The sequence below is a fragment of the Williamsia sp. Y712 genome (assembly GCF_059445525.1).
Genome location: NZ_JCAIUN010000001.1, coordinates 1782760 through 1802306, shown reverse-complemented (window position 1 = coordinate 1802306; position 19547 = coordinate 1782760). Strand labels below are relative to the sequence as shown.

The following is a 19547-nucleotide window of genomic DNA, read 5'->3' as shown; positions in this document are numbered from 1 at the left end:
TTTACCTAGCGGTAGTCGCTGCTGAAACCGTAATCGTCCAGCGGGACAGCCGCACCCGACGGGGCACCGAAGGTGCCGTCCGGGCTGTAGTAGGTGTCGTCGTAAGACGGCACCGCGTACGCAGCTGCACGTGCTTCTTCGGTCGGCTGCACCTGGATGTTCCGGTACCGGTTGATACCGGTTCCGGCCGGGATGAGCTTACCGATGATCACGTTCTCCTTGAGGCCGACGAGCTTGTCGCTACGGCTGTTGATGGCCGCATCGGTGAGCACGCGAGTGGTCTCCTGGAACGACGCCGCCGACAACCAGGACTCGGTTGCGAGCGATGCCTTGGTGATACCCATGAGCACCGGACGTCCGGCAGCGGGCTCGCCACCTTCGGCCACGACGCGACGGTTGGCCGCTTCGAAGTCGGCGCGCTCGGTGAGCGAACCGGGCAGGAACTCGGTGGCACCGGAATCGATGATCGTCACACGACGCAGCATCTGACGAACAATCGTCTCGATGTGCTTGTCGTGGATCGACACACCCTGGCTCCGGTAGACCTCCTGGACCTCGTTGACCAGGTGGACCTGCACCTGACGGGGACCCATCACGCGCAGCACCTCGTGCGGATCGGCAGCACCTTCCATGAGCTGCTGGCCGACCTCGACATGATCGCCGTCGGCGAGCAGACGCTCACTGCCGTCTTCATGCTTGAACACGCGCAGACGCTGACGCTTCGAGATCTTGTCGTAGATGACCTCTTCCGAGCCGTCGTCCGGGATGATCGTCATCTTGTAGAAGCGATCATCGTCTTCCAGGCGAATGCGTCCGGAAACCTCGGCGATCGGGGCCTTGCCCTTGGGGACACGGGCCTCGAACAGCTCCTGGACACGCGGCAGACCACCGGTGATGTCGTCACCGACACCACCCTGGTGGAACGTACGCATGGTCAGCTGGGTACCGGGCTCACCGATCGACTGGGCCGCGACGATACCGACGGCCTCACCGATGTCGACGAGCTTGCCGGTGGCCATCGACCGTCCGTAACACGTGGCGCAGACACCGGTGCCGGTGCCACAGGTCAGGACCGAACGGACCTTCACCTGCGAGATGCCGGCCTCGAGCAGAGCCTCGATCGCGGGATCACCGAGATCGAATCCACGGTTGATGATGACCTTGCCGTTTTCGTCGATCGCGTCGGTGGCCAATGTCCTTGCGAACGTTGACGTCTCGACGTGAGCGTCACGGATCAGCGAGCCATCGGCCTGCTTCTCGGCGATGATCGTGTTGATGCCACGCTCGGTGCCACAGTCGGTCTCACGCACGATGACGTCCTGCGAGACGTCCACCAGACGACGGGTCAGGTAACCCGAGTCGGCGGTACGAAGCGCGGTGTCGGCCAGACCCTTACGGGCGCCGTGCGTGTTGATGAAGTACTCGGCGACGGTCAGACCCTCGCGGAACGAGGACTTGATCGGACGCGGAATGAACTCACCCTTCGGGTTCGTCACCAGACCCTTCATACCCGCAAGCGAGCGAATCTGGGTCATGTTGCCCGCGGCACCGGACTGCACGATCATCGGGATCGGGTTGTCGTCGGGGTAGTGACGCTCCATGTCGGTGCCGACCTCTTCGGTGGCCTGTTTCCAGATCTCCACCAGAGCGTCACGACGCTCGGCAGCGGTCAGGGCACCACGCTGGAACTTGCGCTCCAGACCATCGGCCCGGTCCTCGTACCTTTCGAGGATCTCACCCTTGTTCGGCGACACGAGCACGTCGGACATCGCGATGGTGACACCCGAGCGGGTGGCCCAGTGGAAACCGGCGTCCTTGAGCTTGTCGACGGTCTGCGCGACAACGATCATCGGGTAGCGCTCGGCCATGTCGTTGATGATCGTGGCCTGACGCTTCTTCGGCATCTGCTCGTTGACGAACGGGTAGTCGTTCGGCAGGAGCTCGTTGAACAGCACGCGACCCAAAGTGGTCTCGATGATCCACGGGGTGCCGAACTTCCAGCCCTCCGGGAACTGCTCCCGCTCGATCGCCCGAGTCGGACGCTGGTGCGTCAGCCGGACCTTGATCGGAGCCTGAACACTGAGCACGCCACGGTCGACGGCCATCTGAGCCTCGGACGGCGTCGAGTAGACGCCGCGCTCGACGTCGTCGCCGGTCGATGCGCTGTACGCGCCGACCGCCTCGGGCTTGAGCGTGGTCAGGTGGAACAGACCGGTCACCATGTCCAGACGCGGCATGGCGAGCGGACGGCCCGATGCCGGCGACAGGATGTTGTTCGACGACAGCATCAGGATGCGGGCCTCGGCCTGCGCCTCGGCGGACAGCGGCAGGTGAACTGCCATCTGGTCACCGTCGAAGTCGGCGTTGAAGGCCTCACACACGAGCGGGTGCAGCTGGATGGCCTTGCCTTCCACCAGCTGGGGCTCGAATGCCTGGATGCCCAAGCGGTGCAGGGTCGGCGCACGGTTCAGCAGAACCGGGTGCTCGGCGATGACCTCTTCGAGGACGTCCCACACGGCCGGGCGCTGACGCTCGACCATCCGCTTGGCGGACTTGATGTTCTGCGCCTGGTTCAGATCGACGAGACGCTTCATCACGAACGGCTTGAACAGCTCGAGTGCCATCAGCTTGGGCAGACCACACTGATGCAGCTTGAGCTGCGGGCCGACGACGATGACCGAACGGCCCGAGTAGTCGACGCGCTTGCCGAGCAGGTTCTGACGGAAACGACCCTGCTTGCCCTTGAGCAGATCGCTCAACGACTTCAGCGGGCGGTTACCCGGTCCGGTGACCGGACGGCCACGACGGCCGTTGTCGAACAGTGCGTCGACGGACTCCTGCAGCATCCGCTTCTCGTTGTTGACGATGATCTCGGGGGCACCGAGATCGATCAGTCGCTTGAGGCGGTTGTTGCGGTTGATCACGCGGCGGTACAGGTCGTTCAGGTCGGAGGTCGCGAAACGGCCACCATCGAGCTGGACCATCGGACGCAGCTCCGGCGGGATCACCGGCACGGCGTCGAGAACCATACCCAGCGGCGAGTTGCCCGACCGGTGGAACGCTGCCACGACCTTGAGCCGCTTGAGGGCGCGGAGCTTCTTCTGCCCCTTGCCGTTGCGGATCGTGTCGCGCAGGATCTCGACCTCGGCGGCGATGTCGAAGTCCTCGAGCAGACGCTTGATGGCCTCGGCACCCATGGCTCCGGTGAAGTACTCGCCGTAGCGGTCCTGGATCTCGCGGTACAGCTTCTCGTCGATGATCATCTGCTTGGGAGCAAGCTTGACGAACTTGTCCCAGATCTCATCGAGATCGTCGAGGGCGCGCTGCGCGGTGTCACGGATACGGCGCATCTCGCGCTCGCCGGCATCCTTCACCTTGCGACGGGCATCGGCCTTGGCGCCTTCGCGCTCCAGCTCTGCCAGGTCCTCTTCGAGCTTCTTGGCGCGCTCTTCGAGGTCGGAATCCCGAGTGTCTGCGACACCCTTCTTCTCGACCTCCATCTCGGCCTCGAGCGTGGACTTCTCGTTGTGGCGCAGTTCGTCGTCCACAGCGGTGATCACGTAGGCGGCGAAGTAGATGATCTTCTCGAGATCCTTCGGCGCCAGGTCGAGCAGGTAACCCAACCGGCTCGGCACACCCTTGAAGTACCAGATGTGGGTGACCGGTGCGGCCAGCTCGATGTGACCCATCCGCTCACGACGCACCTTGGCGCGAGTGACCTCGACGCCGCAACGCTCACAGATGATGCCCTTGAAGCGGACACGCTTGTACTTGCCGCAGTAGCACTCCCAGTCCCGGGTGGGACCGAAGATCTTCTCGCAGAACAAGCCATCCTTCTCGGGCTTGAGCGTGCGGTAGTTGATCGTCTCCGGCTTCTTCACCTCTCCGAACGACCAGTTGTGGATGTCGTCGGCGGTGGCCAGGCCAATCTTCAGTTCATCGAAAAAGTTGACGTCGAGCACTATTTACCTTTCAGTAGCTCAGTCAGAAAAAGCTGGGTGATCAGTTGGCCAGGTCATCGACGGTGGCGGCTTCGTTGCGCGAGAGGTTGATACCCAGGTTGGCCGCAGCCCGCTCCAGGTCCTCGTCGTCGCCGTCACGCATCTCGATGGCGGCACCGTCGGAGCTGAGTACCTCGACGTTCAGGCACAGCGACTGAAGTTCCTTCAGCAGCACCTTGAACGACTCGGGGATACCCGGTTCCGGGATGTTCTCGCCCTTGACGATTGCCTCGTAGACCTTCACGCGGCCGACAACGTCGTCCGACTTGATGGTCAGAAGCTCCTGCAGCGTGTACGCCGCACCGTAGGCCTGCATGGCCCAGCACTCCATCTCACCGAAACGCTGACCACCGAACTGAGCTTTACCACCGAGTGGCTGCTGGGTGATCATCGAGTACGGCCCGGTCGAACGCGCGTGGATCTTGTCGTCGACCAAGTGATGCAGCTTGATGATGTACATGTAACCGACCGAGACCGGGTACGGGAACGGCTCGCCACTACGACCGTCGAACAATGTGGCCTTGCCGTCAGCGTTGACCATCACCTCGCCGTCGCGGTTCGGAAGCGTCGAGGCCAGCAGGCCCGTCAGTTCCTCTTCGCGAGCGCCGTCGAACACCGGGGTGGCGGTGTTGGTGCCGGCCTCGACCGAGAGCATGTCCTCGGGCAGACGCGACGCCCACTCCGGCACGCCCTCGGCGACGTTGATGTTCCAGCCGGTCTTGGCGATCCACCCGAGGTGGGTCTCCAGGATCTGACCGATGTTCATACGCCGCGGCACACCGTGGGTGTTCAGGATGATGTCGACCGGGGTGCCGTCAGGCAGGAAGGGCATGTCCTCGGCGGGCAGGATCTTGCCGATGACGCCCTTGTTGCCGTGGCGGCCTGCGAGCTTGTCGCCGTCCTGGATCTTGCGCTTCTGGGCCACGTACACCCGGACCAGCTCGTTGACACCGGGAGGCAGATCGTCGTCGTCATCACGCGAGAAGACGCGGATTCCGATGACCTTGCCGGTCTCACCGTGCGGAACCTTGAGCGAGGTGTCGCGAACTTCGCGGGCCTTCTCACCGAAGATGGCACGCAGCAGACGCTCTTCCGGGGTCAGCTCGGTCTCGCCCTTCGGCGTGACCTTTCCGACCAGGATGTCGCCGTCGCGGACCTCGGCACCGATGCGGATGATGCCGCGCTCGTCGAGATCGGCGAGCACCTCGTCAGAGACGTTCGGGATGTCCCTGGTGATCTCCTCGGCACCGAGCTTGGTGTCGCGCGCGTCGATTTCATGCTCTTCGATGTGAATCGAGGTGAGCACGTCCTCTTCGACGAGACGCTGGCTCAGGATGATCGCGTCCTCGTAGTTGTGGCCTTCCCACGGCATGATCGCCACGAGGAGGTTCTTTCCGAGGGCCATCTCACCGTTCTCGGTGCAAGGTCCGTCGGCGAGGACCTGTCCGATCTCGACCCGCTGACCCTCGTCCACGATCGGACGCTGGTTGGCACAGGTGCCCTGGTTCGAGCGTGCGAACTTGCGCATCTGGAAGGTGTCACGGGTGCCGTCGTCTGCCATCACGGTGATGTAGTCGGCGGAAACCTCTTCGACAACACCGTTCTTCGGCGTCAGGATCACGTCACCGGCGTCGACAGCAGCACGGAGCTCCATGCCGGTACCGACCAACGGCGACTCGCTGCGAACCAGCGGCACCGCCTGACGCTGCATGTTGGCACCCATCAGGGCACGGTTGGCATCGTCGTGCTCGAGGAACGGGATCATGGCCGTGGCCACGGACACCATCTGACGCGGGCTGACGTCGAGGTACTCGACCTGGCTCGACGTCACGAACTCGACCTCGGCGCCCTTCTTACGGACGAGCACACGCTCATCCGTGATGACACCGCTGGCATCGAAATTGGTGTTGGCCTGACCGATGAGGAAGCGATCTTCTTCGTCGGCGGTCATGTACTGGATCTCGTCGGTGACGACACCCTCGGTGACCTTGCGGTACGGGGTCTCGATGAAGCCGAACGGGTTGACCCGTGCGTACACCGACAGCGAACCGATCAGGCCGATGTTCGGGCCTTCCGGGGTCTCGATCGGGCACATACGGCCGTAGTGCGACGGGTGGACGTCACGGACTTCGAGGCCGGCACGCTCACGGGACAGACCACCGGGGCCCAGCGCCGACAGGCGGCGCTTGTGGGTCAGACCCGACAGCGGGTTGTTCTGGTCCATGAACTGCGACAGCTGCGAGGTTCCGAAGAACTCCTTGATCGCGGCGACCACGGGACGGATGTTGATCAGGGTCTGCGGCGTGATGGCCTCGACGTCCTGAGTCGTCATACGTTCGCGGACAACACGCTCCATGCGGGACAGGCCCACGCGGATCTGGTTCTGGATGAGCTCGCCGACGGTACGCAGGCGACGGTTGCCGAAGTGGTCGATGTCGTCGACCTCGACCGGAACCTCGACGCCACCGGGCACGGTCATGGTGCTGGTGACGTTGGGGTCGGCCTCGTGCAGACGCACCAGGTACTCGACGGTGGCGACGATGTCTTCTTCGGTCAGCACCGGAGCACCGGCCATCGGGTTCTCGACCAGACCGAGCTTCTTGTTGACCTTGTAACGGCCGACCTTGGCCAGGTCGTAACGCTTCTCCTTGAAGAACAGGTTCTCCAGCAGGGTCTGCGCGGACTCCTTGGTCGGGGGCTCGCCCGGACGCAGCTTGCGGTAGACCTCGAGCAGGGCCTCGTCGGTGCCTGCGGTGTTGTCCTTCTCCAGCGTCGACATCATGATCTCGGAGAAGCCGAAGCGCTCCTCGATCTGCTCCTTGGTCCAACCGAGCGCCTTGAGCAGCACGGTGACCGACTGGCGACGCTTGCGGTCGATACGAACACCGACGGTGTCACGCTTGTCGATGTCGAACTCGAGCCAGGCGCCGCGACCCGGGATGACCTTGACGCTGTGCAGGGTCTTCTCGGTGGCCTTGTCGATGTTCGCATCGAAGTAGACGCCGGGGCTACGGACCAGCTGGCTCACGACGACACGCTCGGTGCCGTTGATGATGAAGCTGCCCTTGTCGGTCATGATCGGGAAATCGCCCATGAACACTGTCTGGGACTTGATTTCGCCGGTGTTGTTGTTGATGAACTCGGCGGTGACAAACAGCGGAGCCGCGTAGGTCATGTCTTTGTCTTTGCACTCCGCGACAGAGGCCTTGACCTCATCGAAACGCGGGTCGGAGAAAGACAGCGACATGGAACCGGAGAAGTCCTCAATCGGGGACAGTTCGGCGAGGATGTCCTCCAGGCCGCCGGTAGGGTTTCCATCGCCGCGAGATGCAGCGCGCTCACGCCATTCCGCGGAACCGACCAACCACTCAAAGGACTCGAGCTGCACATCAAGCAGTCCGGGTACTTCCAGTGGCTCGCTGATCTTTGCGAAAGAGGCGCGCCGAGGCGCACCTGGAATGGTTGAGGTGGACTGGCGGGTGACTGCCAAGATATGTCCTTCCAACACGAATAACTCGTTAGTGCCCTAATGGTGTTTCGCTGCTGTACAACCTGGTCAACGGCGATCACCCGGGACGCCACAAGCTCTGTGGTCGGAAGGTGAAATCGTGAGGTGGACAGGACGCAGCCAGCGCAACGTCCAACTGTACCAGAAAATGGGCGCACGTAAACAACCCCACGGAGTTACTGCGAACAGACTGCAACCAAGAAGGCCCCGCGTCAAGAGGAACGCGCGGTTTTTGAGGTTAAAAGTCAGAGATGCGGCTGATCAACCACTGGCCATCGATCTTCTGTAGGCCGAGTTCGGTACGCGCCTGACCGGGTCCACCCATGACCGCCACACCCTGCTGGGTGCTGCTGATGATCATGGTGGTGATGACGGTCGCATTCGAGTCGTCCAGATGGCTCACCGCAACCATGTCGACCTGGCATTCGGCGCCCTGCCCGCTCTGCGCGGCCAGGTCCTTCGTGGTCGTCTGATACTCGTTGAACTGCGTCAAGGCCTCACCGGTGAGACCGGTCTTGGCGTTGTTGGCCCAGTCGTCGAACTTCGTGGGATCCACCGACAGCACCGCACAGATCCGGTCGCCGGCCTGCGCCTTGAGCGCACTGGTATCCGATGCACTGGTGAACGCGAGGTTCGATCCGGATTCCGAGACACCGGGCTTGAACGCCGCGATGATCGCAAACACCGCGACCACCAGCGCGATACCGGCAACAACCACGACCTTGCGCCAGGTCAGGAATCCCGACTCGGCAGTCGGGGCCGACGGGGCACGTGGACCGGCCTTCGGCGAGGCCTTCGCCGATGAGGACGACTTCGTGAGAGAGACGGACTTGTCGTCGACGGTGTCCGCGGCCTGACCGGCCGCATTGCCGGTCGACGGCCCGCTACCGGCGACCCGCACCTTGCCGCGCGGCGCATTCGGACGAGCCGGCTTACGTGGAGTGGACATCAGTTACCCCCTGTGGTCGGGGCGGTGGTGGTGCCGGCCGGATCCTGCAGTCCGATCGCGTCGATCGATTGGATGTCCGAGGCCTTCCACCCGCCATCGACGTCGACCACATCAACCGAGAAACCCATGTTCGACGTCGCCGGCTCCGCGCCTGGGACGGCACTGGTGACATCCACGTACACGAGCACCTTGGCGGTCTTGTCCTCTTTGTTGAACTCGACCACGCCGCTGCGCTTGATCACGGACGTCAGCGTTGCGGTGTTGTCGCCGTTCTCGTCCACCTGAGTGGTGAGCGTCTCGAAGTCTTCCGCGGTGATCTGCGTGCGGGCCTTGCCCGTCAACGACGAGTCCACCTGCTCACGGAATGCCGTCAGATTCTTCGGGTCGATGTTGGTGACATTGAGAATCACCTGCTCGGCGCCGTCCTGTGCATCGTCCCGGATCTCCTGAGTGTTCTGCACACCGAAAAAGGCGGAGTCGATCCACCGGTAGCCGAAGACACCGGCACACACCACTGCCGCCACGAGAGCGACCGCCGCGAGGGCAGCACACACTCGCAGCCACAGTTGCTGCGAACCGAGATGTTGCTTGCCGCCGGGCTCAGAAGTCGAAGTCGTAGTCATCGCCCGCCAAAGGTACACACTTTTGAAACACTCACTTCTCCCGCACGCCCAACAGCGCAGCCATCTGTTTCGCAATCGGATTCAGATTGAGGGTGTCGGGCATCTTCTTCGGGTTGTTGTCCCACGGCTGAGGCGTGTTCGGGTCAGCGAACTGAGCCCGGTCCGCACTTCGCACACCAGTCGGATTTCCCTGTGCCACATCACAATTGGCCTCGGTGTTGAATGGGAAGTCGTCGTAGTTGGGATCGAAGTCGGGGTTCTTGGCCTTCTCCGCCTCGATGATCGCCTCGGTGCTCTCGTACCCGACCGTGCAGGCGGGTGGATTGTTGACCTCGAGCACGATTCCGAAGTGGATGGTGCCATCACCGGGGGTCGGTCCGTAGCTACCGCTCGACAGCGCCGAGAGCAACGACAGCGCCGGGCTGATGCCATAGAACGTCGGCGCGATCGTGTTGACCGTCTCGGCGAGATTGCGGACCACCGTGGTGAGGTCGCCGCCGCTGTCCTGCAACAGTTGTGAGATCTGTGTGGCGCTTGCGGTACCGGTCGTCAACAGTCGCCGGATGGCCGGATCAGAGGCCTGCAGTGTCTGTGTCACCAGTTCCAGATTGCGTGACCACGCCAGGATCTCGTCCGACTGGTCGGCTTGGGTTCCGAGCACGGTGTCACTGTTCTGGATCAACGAAATCGTCTGCGGCAGATTGTCCAGACCCGCCTCGGACAGGTTCGCCAGCGAATCGACCAACGACTCCAGATTATCGGCATTGCCGTTGAATGCCTTGCCCAATTCCGTCACCACGGTCCGCAGATCGTCCACCGGAATCGAGCCGGTGAAATCGACCGCGGACTTCAGCACATCCTGCAACGGTGGCGGGATCTGCGTGTCGGTGATGACCGACCCCTCCTTGAGATATGGCCCGGAGTTGTTCTTGGGCCGCAGATCCACGTACTGCTCACCGATCGCAGAACGGTTGGCGACGACTGCTATCGCCGAATCCGGGATCTTCGGGCCACCGGAGTCGAGGACCAGTTCAACCTGGACACCGTCGGGTTGCAGCGTCAACGGTCCGACGCGGCCGACGGGCACACCGCGATACGTCACCTCGCCGTTGGTGAAGATGCCACCGGAATCGGGGAACTCGGCCTTGACCGTGTACGAACCGACGCCCACGAGCCGGTCCAGCCGGGCATATGTGGCACCGACGTAGACCAGCGCGATCAAACCGACGACCACAAAGACGATGAGCTGCCACTTCGCGACCTTGGAGATCATGACCCACCACCTTCCAATGGTCCGGCATTGGCATTGGTCAACAGGTTCATCGGACCCTCGATGAAGCTCTGTTGGCCCCGTTCATCCGGCATCAGCGCGTACTGCCCACCCGAGGGCGGGGTGTTCGGGCCCGGCTGCGCGTTGGGCAGCGGCAGCAACGTGATGGTCGGCCACCCCAGACGCGGACCGTTGCCGTTGTAGTACGGATTCTTCGGATCGATCTTGGGTGTCGGCCCGGTCCGCGGCGGGCTGTACACCGGATCACCCTGCCCGACGCCGAGTGCCTCGAGCTGGTTGAGCAGCCGTAGGTCGAGGTTCGCGAACAGGTTGGTCGAATCACCGATGACAGCGGGCAACAGGTTGTCCGGGAACGGGTACGTGAACAACAGCGGCGCCGCGGTGACGATGTCCGGAGCAGCCCCCGCGAGGGACTGCAGCACCGGTCGCAATGCCTTGAGATCGGTGATGATCTCGTCGCGGGCAGTCCCGAGGACCGCAACCCCGGCGTCGCCGAGGCTGTCGAGTTGCTGGAGCATCGTCACGAACTGCGGCCGCTGCTCCTCGAGAACCTTGACGCCCTTCGGCAATTCATCGAGCACCCGATTGATCTGGTCGGTCTGGGCGCGGGCTCGGGTCGACAGGGCGTCGAGTCCGTCGAGCGCGGTGACGATGTTGTTCTTCTGCTCGTCGAGCCCGTTGATCAGGCGCGCGGTCTCGTCGAGAAGACCCTTGACCTCGGTCTGACGACCCTCGAGCGCCGTGTTCAGCTCGTCGACGATCGGCTTGATCTGTGCGACGCCACCGCCGTTGAGCAGCAACGACAACGCACCCAGGACCTGTTCGATGTCCGTTGCCGTGCGGGTGCGACAGTCGGCGTCCCCGACACCGGGACATCCGATGACCTCGGCCGGATTCTGCCGGGGCAGATCTGCGTTCTCTTGCGGATCTTCCAGCGCCACGTACTTCTCACCGAGGAGGTTCGTCTGCTGGATCTCGGCACGCGCCTGGTCGGAGAGGTCGACGCGATTCTGCACCTCGATGGTGATCTCGGCCGTCCACTTGTCGGGCGCCACCTTGATCTCCTGGACCCGTCCCACCTCGACGCCGTTGAACTTGACCGTCGACTGCGGCACCAGATCGAGCACATCGAGGAACTGGAGCTTGTACGTCCGCGGGTTGTCCCCCAACGGCGCACCGCCGGGAAGCGGGACCGACTGGAGTCCCTGACTTCCGCAACCACCCACCGCGATCACCGCAGCGCCGATCAGCGCTGCAGCGCCCGCCTTGAACCACCGGTTCATCAGTTGCCACCCAATCCCGGTGCCGGAGTACCGGGCACCGTTCCTGGGACGGGGCCGCGATTCTGGTTGTTCTCGTTACTCATGATGCCGAACGGCAGGTTCAGCGTCGGCGTCGTGATGCCGTCGTTGATCTGCTCGGCAACGTCCTTGCACTGGTCGATGATCGGCCGCAGGGTCGAGCTGAACTGTTCGAACGCCGGGTCGCCGGGCTTGAGCTTGCCCAGATCGAGCAGGCCACACTGCGCACCGAGCAAGTTCTGCAACTCGGGCAGGGTCAGATGCAGGTCGAGTGTCCCCGACTCCGCGTTGTAGGCATTGACCAGGTTCGACAATGTCACCGGGAGCACTTCCAGGATTTCCTTCTGGTATTCCTTTGTGTCCACCAACATCTGGGTCGTCGGGATCAGGCCTTCGACCGCGTCGCCGAGCGCCTCACGGTTGTCCTGCACGAATCCCGCGACATCACCGAGCGCCACCGACAGCTTGTCCAGGGCGGTACCGAGCTGTTCGCGTTCGCCGGCCAGGAAGGTGTTGAACGAGGACATCTGGGTGTTGAATCGCCGCACCTGCTGGTCGTTTTCGGCCAGCATCCCGACAAAGCTGTCGAGGTTCTTGATCGTGTCGACGATGTTGCCGCGCGAGTCGCTGAGGGTGTCCGCGGCTTTCGACAGTCCGCGGATGGTCTCCCCCAGCGCCTCACCGTTGTCGCCAAGGTTCTCGGCGCCGGTGGCCACCAGTTCCGAGACCGCACCGTCCTTGTTGGCACCTTCGGGCCCGAGTGCAGTCGACAGCTTCTCGACGCTGGCATAGAGCTCGTCGACCTCCACCGGGACCATCGTCTTCTCGATGGGAAGGGTGAAGCTCTTCGGAGCCTTGGGGCCTTCCGTGTAGACCGGGGTGAGCTGAACGTATCGGTCGGCGACCACGGACGGCGTGATCTGCGCGGCACCGACGTCGGCGGGCAGGTTCACATCGCCGTCGACACGCATCTTCACGCGGACCTGATCACCCTGCGGGGTCACCTCGGTCACCCGGCCAACGGCAACACCGAGTACCCGGACATCGCTGCCCTCGTAGATGCCGACGCTGCTCCGGAAATCCGCTGTCACCGTGGTGCTGGTGACGCGCTTGAAAACCCACCACAACGAGCCGGCGATCAGCAGCGCCAGGATCAGCGCGATGACGATGAACACGATGTGTTTGGGAGTGAACCAGCGCCCGGGTCCCCGGGTGCCCTGGAGGTCGCGTGCCGTGGTCATCATCCGCCGGCCTCCGTTCCGCCGCTGTTGAGTGTTGTCGTGTTCATGACCGGGGGCCGCGTGGTGTTCTGTTGCGGCAATGCCGGCGGCAGGATGTTGGTGACCACGGACTCGAACCAGCGACCGTTACCAAGAACGTTGGTGTACAGCCGATAGAACGGTGCCATGTAGGTCAACGACTGCCGCAGGTTCTCGTTCTGATCCTGAAGGATCACAATCACCTGCTTGAGGGTTTCCAGCGTCGGACCGATCTGCTCCTGGTTGTCTTTGACGATGCCCGACAACGCATCCGACAACGTGATCGTGCTCGACAACAGGGTCGAGATCGACTGCTGACGATTGTTGAGTTCGGTCAGCAACTCCCCCGCTCCGGAGATCAGCCGTTCGAACTCGTTGTTCCGGTCGGCCAGGAGCTTGGAGGTGTCCTTGGTGGCGGCCAGCAACTCCTGCACCTTCTGGTCGCGGCTGGCGATGGTCTCCGAGAGCCGGGTCAGACCGTCGAGCGACGACCGCAGGTCTGCAGGTGTTCCCGAAAAGGCATCCGAGAGCGTGCGCATGCTCTTCGCCAACTGGTCGGTGTCGAGGTCGTCGACCTGTTCGGCTGCATCAGAGAACGCCTCGATCACGTCGTAGGGCGAGGTGGTCCGACTCAGCGGGATGACCTCGTCGGGGTCGGCGATCTTGTTGCCCTGCGGATCGAGCGCGATGTACTTCTGTCCCAGAACGGTTTTGATCTGGATGGACGCCTTGGTCTGGTTGCCGATCCAGGCGTTGGTCACGCGCATCTCGACCCGGACCTTGTCGCCGTCGAGGTCGACCGCGCGCACATCGCCCACCTTGACGCCGGCGACGCGCACCTCGGCACCGGGTTTGAGCCCGGCCGCCTCGGAGAAGTTCGCGGCATAGGTGACACCCGCCCCGATCAGCGGCAACGAATTGAGGAAGAAGGCGGACAACGACACCATCACCAGGATCAGGATGCCGAGGAACCCCACGGTCACCGGGCTCCTGCCCTCACCTGGCCGTCGATCACTCATAGCGTCACCCCCCTACCGTGCGTCAGTCTGCGCGTTGTCATGTTCCTGTTTGTCGACCTCACGGCGGGTCCTGGTTCGCCCAGCACCGCGTCGCAGCGCTGGTGTAGAGGACATGGTTGATGTCCGGCAACGGGATCAGTGGCTGTGTCAGCAGCACACTCGTACCGTTTCCGGCGGTCACATCCAAGCCACAGAGATAGAACTGGAACCACGAGCCGAAGGTGGCCGCCCGACCGATCTTCTGGAGCTTGACAGGCAGGGTGGTCAGCGTCTGTTTGATCGAGTCCTGCTGCTCCACGACCGTGGTTCCGAGGTCGTTGAGGGCTGCGATCGAACCCTGGATGGACGACCGGGTGGGCTGCAGGATCGAGGCCGTCACCGCGGTCAGGTTGGACAACGATGTGATCGCCGACCCGACCGATTCCTTCTGCGAGGCAAGACCGGTCACGAACTTCTCGGTGTTGGTCAGCAACGAGGTGAACTGGTCGTCATGCGCGTTCAGGTTGCCGAGCACCACATTGAGGTTGTCGATCAGGCTGCCGATCACCGCGTCTCTGTCGGCGATCGTGTTGGTCAGGCTGGCGGTGTCGCGGACCAGCTCCGAGATCGTGCCGCTCTCCCCTTGGAAGACCTGGATGATCGATGCCGACAGCTTGTTCACATCGTCGGCCGTCAATTGCTGGAACAACGGCTTGAATCCGTTGAACAGCTCGGTGAGGTTGATCGCCTCGACCGTGTTGGGCAGTCCGATGGTGGATCCGCCACCGATGGTCTGGGTCTGATCGCCCGGCCCCTTCTCGAGGGCCAGGTAGCGCTGGCCGGTGAGGTTTCGGAGCTTGATCACGACCCTGACCCCGGCCGGGAGCCGGTCTCGGTCGACCGAGAAGCTGACCTTGGCCTGGGTGCGATCGTGGATCTCGACGCCGCTGACCTGGCCGACGCGGACGCCCGCGATCCGGACGTCGTCGCCGGGTGCCACCTGGGTCGCGTCTTCGAAGATCGCCTTGAAATCGGTGCCGCCTCCGGCCCCACCGTTGGCAACGGCAAATGCGAGCACCGACGTCGCGAACACGGTGACCACCGCGAACACGATCAGTTTGATCAGCGGCGCAATCAAACCCTTCATTTGATGGTCACCTGCGCTCCCTGCACGGTGGGCGCGGCGAGCAGCGTGATCCAGCCCGGAACCTCGGATGGATCCTTACCGGCCGAGGCCGCCACGATGGCCTGCATCTGGAGCTTGTTCCGCGGATCGTTGTAGTTCGTGACCCGCTTTTCTTCGGACGCAGTCTGTTCCGATGCCGAGCCCTCGGGCATCGTCGAGTACTGCGCGGCCGGCATCTGGGGAATGTTGCGCGGACCGGCGTTGCGGGACGGCGGCTGATAGGAGCCGTCGTTCACCGAACCACCCGGGTACTGCGGGAACGGCCTGCCGTTGGTCGCAGGCGCGTAGCAGATCGGTCCACGTTCATCGAAAAAGCGCGGTTCGTCCTGGTTGGGCAGATACCGGCCTCTCGGGTTCACGAACTGCAGGTTCACCCGGACGCCGGGGTTCTCGGTGCCCAGCCCGGTGATGACATTGGCCTCCGGCACGAGTCCGGCGAAGTTCTCGAACGTGCAACCGAACGCCGGGGACTGCGCGGCCAGGGCCGTGAGCAGTGGCTCGGATTCGATGGCCAGATCGACCAGGTCCTGCCGGTTGGTCACCAGGAAGTTGGTGCCGTCGATGGCAACCTGGGTGACCGCGGCGATGGTGGTCCGCAGATCACCTTGCTTCTCGTACAGCGTGTTGGTTGTCGTGCGCAGGTTGTCCAACGAATCCACCAGGTCGGGCAGAGCCTCGGAGTAGGTCTGGGAGAAACTCGCCAGTCCTCGCAGAGTGCCCTGCAGTTCGGGCATGTTCTCGTTGATCTCGGAGAAGATCGTGTTGAGCTCGGACAGGCTCGTCCCCAACTTCTCACCGTTTCCGGCCAACGCCTTCGACAACGCCGACAACGTCACGTTCAGATCGGCAGGCGGGATGGCGTCAAGGACCGGCAGCAGCTCGTCGAACAGTTCTTGGAGTTCGACGGCGTTACCCGACTGGTCCTGTTCGATGGTCGCCCCGTTGGACAGATGATCGGCCGAAGAGCCCTCCTGGCCTTCGGGGATCTGCAAAGCCACGTAGCGCTCGCCGAAAAGGGTCTTGGGCAGGATGCGCGCGGTGGTGTCGGTCGGCAGCAACTCGACCTTGTCGGGCTGCAGCGCGAGGGTGACGATGACCGAGCCGTCTTCGATGTCCGGTGCGACGTTGCTGACCTCACCGATGATGAGTCCGCGGACCTTCACATCGGCGCTGGTCGGAAGTGCGTTGCCCGCCGACGTGGTCAGAAGTTTCACATCCACCGTGCTGGTGAACGACTTGTTGTACTGCATGATCGTCAACGTCAAGAACAATGCGACAACGAGGAAGAACACCAGGCCCAGGGCCCGGCGGCGTAGTGCCTGCATCGGGTTAGCCCCCCACTCGTACGGAGGTCGTGGTGCCCCAGATTGCCAGTCCCAGGAAGAAGTCGAGAAGCGCGATGATCACCAGGGCCGCGCGCACGGCGTGCCCGACCGCCACACCGACACCGGCGGGACCACCGGTGGCGTAGTAGCCGTAGTAGCAGTGCACGAGGATGATCACGAAGGCAAAGATCAGCACCTTGCCAAACGACCAGAGCACATCTTCCGGGGGTAGGAACAGGTTGAAGTAGTGGTCGTAGGAACCGGACGACTGGCCGGTGAACTGCGTGGCTATCAGTCTCGATGCAAAGTAGGCCGACAACAGTCCGAGCACGTACAGCGGGATGACGGCAACAAAGCCGGCCAGCACGCGGGTGGTCACGAGGAACGGGATCGACGGCACGGCCATCGTCTCGAGTGCGTCGATTTCTTCCGAGATCCGCATGGCGCCGAGCTGCGCGGTGAAACCACAACCCACGGTCGCCGACAACGCGAGGCCGGCGACGAGCGGCGCGACCTCACGGGTGTTGGCATATGCGGCAAGGAATCCGGTCAGGGCCTGCGAACCGAGCTGGTCGAGCGCGTTGGCGCCCTGCAGCCCGACGACGACACCGGTGAAGCCGGACATCAGCACCATCACGCCGATGGTGCCGCCGATGACGGCGAGTCCACCCGATCCGAATGCGACCTCGGCGAGCAGCCGCAGCAGCTCTTTGGGGTAGCGGCGGATGGTGCGCGGCGACCACCCGATGGCGCGTCCGTAGAACGACATCTGGTCGCCCGCACCATCGAGGACCCGCAACGGAATGCGCGCGATCTTGCCTGCGCGGTAGCCGAGCTCTCCTCTGCCTTTGGCGATCGTCACCTGTTCTCCTATGAACCCTTGGCCGGAACGATCTGCAGGTAGACCGCAGTGATGATCAAGTTCGCGAAGAACAACAGCAGGAAGGTGATGACGACACCCTGATTGACCGCGTCACCGACACCCTTGGGACCACCCTTGGGATTGAGTCCCTTGTACGCCGCGACCACTCCGGCGATCACACCGAACACCGCGGCCTTGATCTCGGCCACATAAATGTCCGGCAATTGCGCAAGCGCGCTGAACGACGCCAGGTAGGCACCCGGTGTTCCGTCTTGCACGATGACGTTGAAGAAATACCCTCCGCCGATGCCGACAACAGAGACCAGGCCACACAGCAGCACGGCCACCAGGATCATGGCCAACACACGCGGGACGACAAGACGCTGAACCGGGTTGATACCCAACACCTTCATCGCGTCGATCTCTTCACGAATCGTCCGCGAACCGAGGTCGGCGGTGACCGCCGATCCGGCGGCACCTGCCACCAGCAGCGACGTCACCAGGGGTGCGCCCTGCTGGATCACCACCAGCACGCTGGCGGCACCGGTGAACGATTCGGCACCGAGCTGCCGGATCAGCGATCCGGTCTGCAGTGACACGATCGCGCCGAACGGGATGGCGACAAGCGCGGTCGGCAGGATGGTCACACTTGCGATGAACCAGGCCTGCTGGATGAACTCGCGCCATTGAAAAGGGCGCACGAATGTCTGGCGTGCAACATCGACGAACAGTTGGACAATGTTGCCGGTTTGAGCGAGCGCGCCCGTACCGGCTTTTGCAACCCGATCGACACCACGCGTGGTGGCACTGGTCATCTACAGAGCCTTGTCCCCGGGGCGGTACGGGGGGAACTGCTCGGTCTGAGCATCAGAATCGGCGAATTGGGGTTGAGTCTGGTCATATCCCTGCGTCTGCTCGTAACCCTGGGTCTGTTCATAAGCGGGAGCACCTGCCGGGGCCATCCGATGGGCGGCCTGGCGCTGATTCTCCTGCGCAGCGTCTTCCTGCACAAAGCTCTCCTCGATCGCCTTCTGCGCGGCAGGCGGCAGGGTATGCAAGATCTCACGGACCCGGGCCTGACGACGTCCGACAGCCTTACGCTCGGGCAGTCCCGGGGTGGCCTGTAGCTGCGGAACGATACCGCGGACATCCTCTGCAGTACCGCCGTCGGAGTGGCCTGCGTCGACCATCTCCTGCTCGCGCTTCTGCTGCGCGTCGTCCTTCTCCTCGGACATACCGATGGGTCCGATCCGACGGCCGTTGAGGAACTGATCGACCACCGGCTCGTCCGAGGTCAGCAGCACCTCGCGCGGACCGAACATCACCAGTTCTTTGCGGAAGAGCATGCCGATGTTGTCAGGCACGGTCCGAGCGACCTGGATGTTGTGGGTCACGATCAGAATCGTGGCGTCGATCTGGGCATTGATGTCGATGAGGAGCTGCGACAGGTAGGCGGTGCGGACCGGGTCCAGACCCGAGTCGGGCTCGTCGCACAAGATGATCTGAGGATCGAGGACCAGGGCACGGGCCAGGCCGGCGCGCTTGCGCATACCGCCGGAGATCTCACCGGGCAGCTTGTGCTCGGCACCGGTCAGACCGACCAGCTCGATCTTGTCCATCACGATCTGACGGATCTCGTCTTCCTTCTTCTTCGTGTGCTCACGAAGCGGGAACGCGATGTTGTCGAACAGGCTCATCGACCCGAACAACGCGCCGTCCTGGAAGAGGACGCCGAACAGTTTGCGGATCTCATAGAGCTCACGCGAGGAACATTTCGTGATGTCGGTTCCGTCGACGATCACCGACCCCTGTTCGGGGTGCAGCAATCCGATCAGCGACTTGAGGAACACCGACTTACCCGTACCGGACGGGCCCAACAGAACACTCACCTCACCCTGCGGCAGGGTCAGCGAGACATCACGCCAAATATTCTGCGACCCGAACGACTTCGTGAGTCCCTCGACACTGACCTCAACACCCACTTAAATGTCCCTCCAAATGAAGTCCGCCCCCGTCGCGGAACCTGTGGTTCGGCTCACTCTAACCCACAGAACGTAATGAATAAACGCGCTGTCGCGGTTTCACAGACTCGGTCATACCGGAGCCTCGACAACGGCGACACCGTCCGGCCTCGGTTGCCGCAGGTAGAGGAAAAATTCAGTTACCCGCGAGTAACTTCCGTCGCCACCCGCCGTCGTCCAAAAATTTCTGCCGACGTCCGAAAATTTGCTGAGGCGAAAAAAC

13 protein-coding genes are annotated in these 19547 nt (G+C 63.0%); all 13 read right to left on the bottom strand.

Annotated features, from left to right (window positions below):
* Positions 1-5: 5 nt before the first annotated feature.
* A complete protein-coding gene (locus AC1D75_RS08315) occupies positions 6-3962 on the bottom strand; it encodes a DNA-directed RNA polymerase subunit beta' (protein ID WP_495514794.1) in 3957 nt (1318 codons plus the stop codon).
* A 40-nt stretch (positions 3963-4002) separates the two neighbouring features.
* Positions 4003-7491 (bottom strand): DNA-directed RNA polymerase subunit beta, encoded by a 3489-nt coding sequence (rpoB, locus tag AC1D75_RS08310; protein WP_495514793.1) that lies wholly within the window; start codon positions 7489-7491, stop codon positions 4003-4005.
* Between the two features lie 256 nt (positions 7492-7747).
* Positions 7748-8458, bottom strand: a complete 711-nt coding sequence (locus tag AC1D75_RS08305) for a hypothetical protein (RefSeq protein ID WP_495514792.1) — start codon at positions 8456-8458, stop codon at positions 7748-7750.
* Entirely contained in the window at positions 8458-9081 is a 624-nt protein-coding gene (locus AC1D75_RS08300) for a hypothetical protein (protein ID WP_495514791.1), read from the bottom strand. The genes AC1D75_RS08305 and AC1D75_RS08300 overlap by 1 nt, the downstream gene beginning before the upstream one ends.
* A gap of 31 nt (positions 9082-9112) precedes the next feature.
* Complete coding sequence (locus tag AC1D75_RS08295; protein ID WP_495514790.1) at positions 9113-10354, bottom strand: MCE family protein; 1242 nt, start codon at positions 10352-10354, stop codon at positions 9113-9115.
* The gene (locus AC1D75_RS08290) at positions 10351-11655 is read right to left on the bottom strand and encodes an MCE family protein (RefSeq protein WP_495514789.1); all 1305 of its coding nucleotides are present in this window, start codon (positions 11653-11655) and stop codon (positions 10351-10353) included. The genes AC1D75_RS08295 and AC1D75_RS08290 overlap by 4 nt, the downstream gene beginning before the upstream one ends.
* A complete protein-coding gene (locus tag AC1D75_RS08285) occupies positions 11655-12914 on the bottom strand; it encodes an MCE family protein (protein WP_495516014.1) in 1260 nt (419 codons plus the stop codon). The genes AC1D75_RS08290 and AC1D75_RS08285 overlap by 1 nt, the downstream gene beginning before the upstream one ends.
* Entirely contained in the window at positions 12914-13951 is a 1038-nt protein-coding gene (locus AC1D75_RS08280; RefSeq protein WP_495514788.1) for an MCE family protein, read from the bottom strand. Before AC1D75_RS08280 ends, AC1D75_RS08285 begins: the two co-directional genes overlap by 1 nt.
* 58 nt (positions 13952-14009) lie before the next feature.
* On the bottom strand, positions 14010-15077 hold the full coding sequence (locus tag AC1D75_RS08275) for an MCE family protein (RefSeq protein WP_495514787.1): 1068 nt from the start codon (positions 15075-15077) through the stop codon (positions 14010-14012).
* Positions 15074-16441: an MCE family protein gene (locus AC1D75_RS08270; RefSeq protein WP_495514786.1), complete on the bottom strand. Its 1368-nt coding sequence runs from the start codon at positions 16439-16441 to the stop codon at positions 15074-15076. Before AC1D75_RS08270 ends, AC1D75_RS08275 begins: the two co-directional genes overlap by 4 nt.
* Before the next feature lie 4 nt (positions 16442-16445).
* On the bottom strand, positions 16446-17315 hold the full coding sequence (locus tag AC1D75_RS08265; RefSeq protein WP_495516013.1) for an MlaE family ABC transporter permease: 870 nt from the start codon (positions 17313-17315) through the stop codon (positions 16446-16448).
* A complete protein-coding gene (locus tag AC1D75_RS08260) occupies positions 17312-18118 on the bottom strand; it encodes an MlaE family ABC transporter permease (RefSeq protein ID WP_482135614.1) in 807 nt (268 codons plus the stop codon). Before AC1D75_RS08260 ends, AC1D75_RS08265 begins: the two co-directional genes overlap by 4 nt.
* Complete coding sequence (locus AC1D75_RS08255) at positions 18119-19285, bottom strand: ABC transporter ATP-binding protein (RefSeq protein ID WP_495514785.1); 1167 nt, start codon at positions 19283-19285, stop codon at positions 18119-18121.
* Between the last annotated feature and the right edge of the window lie 262 nt (positions 19286-19547).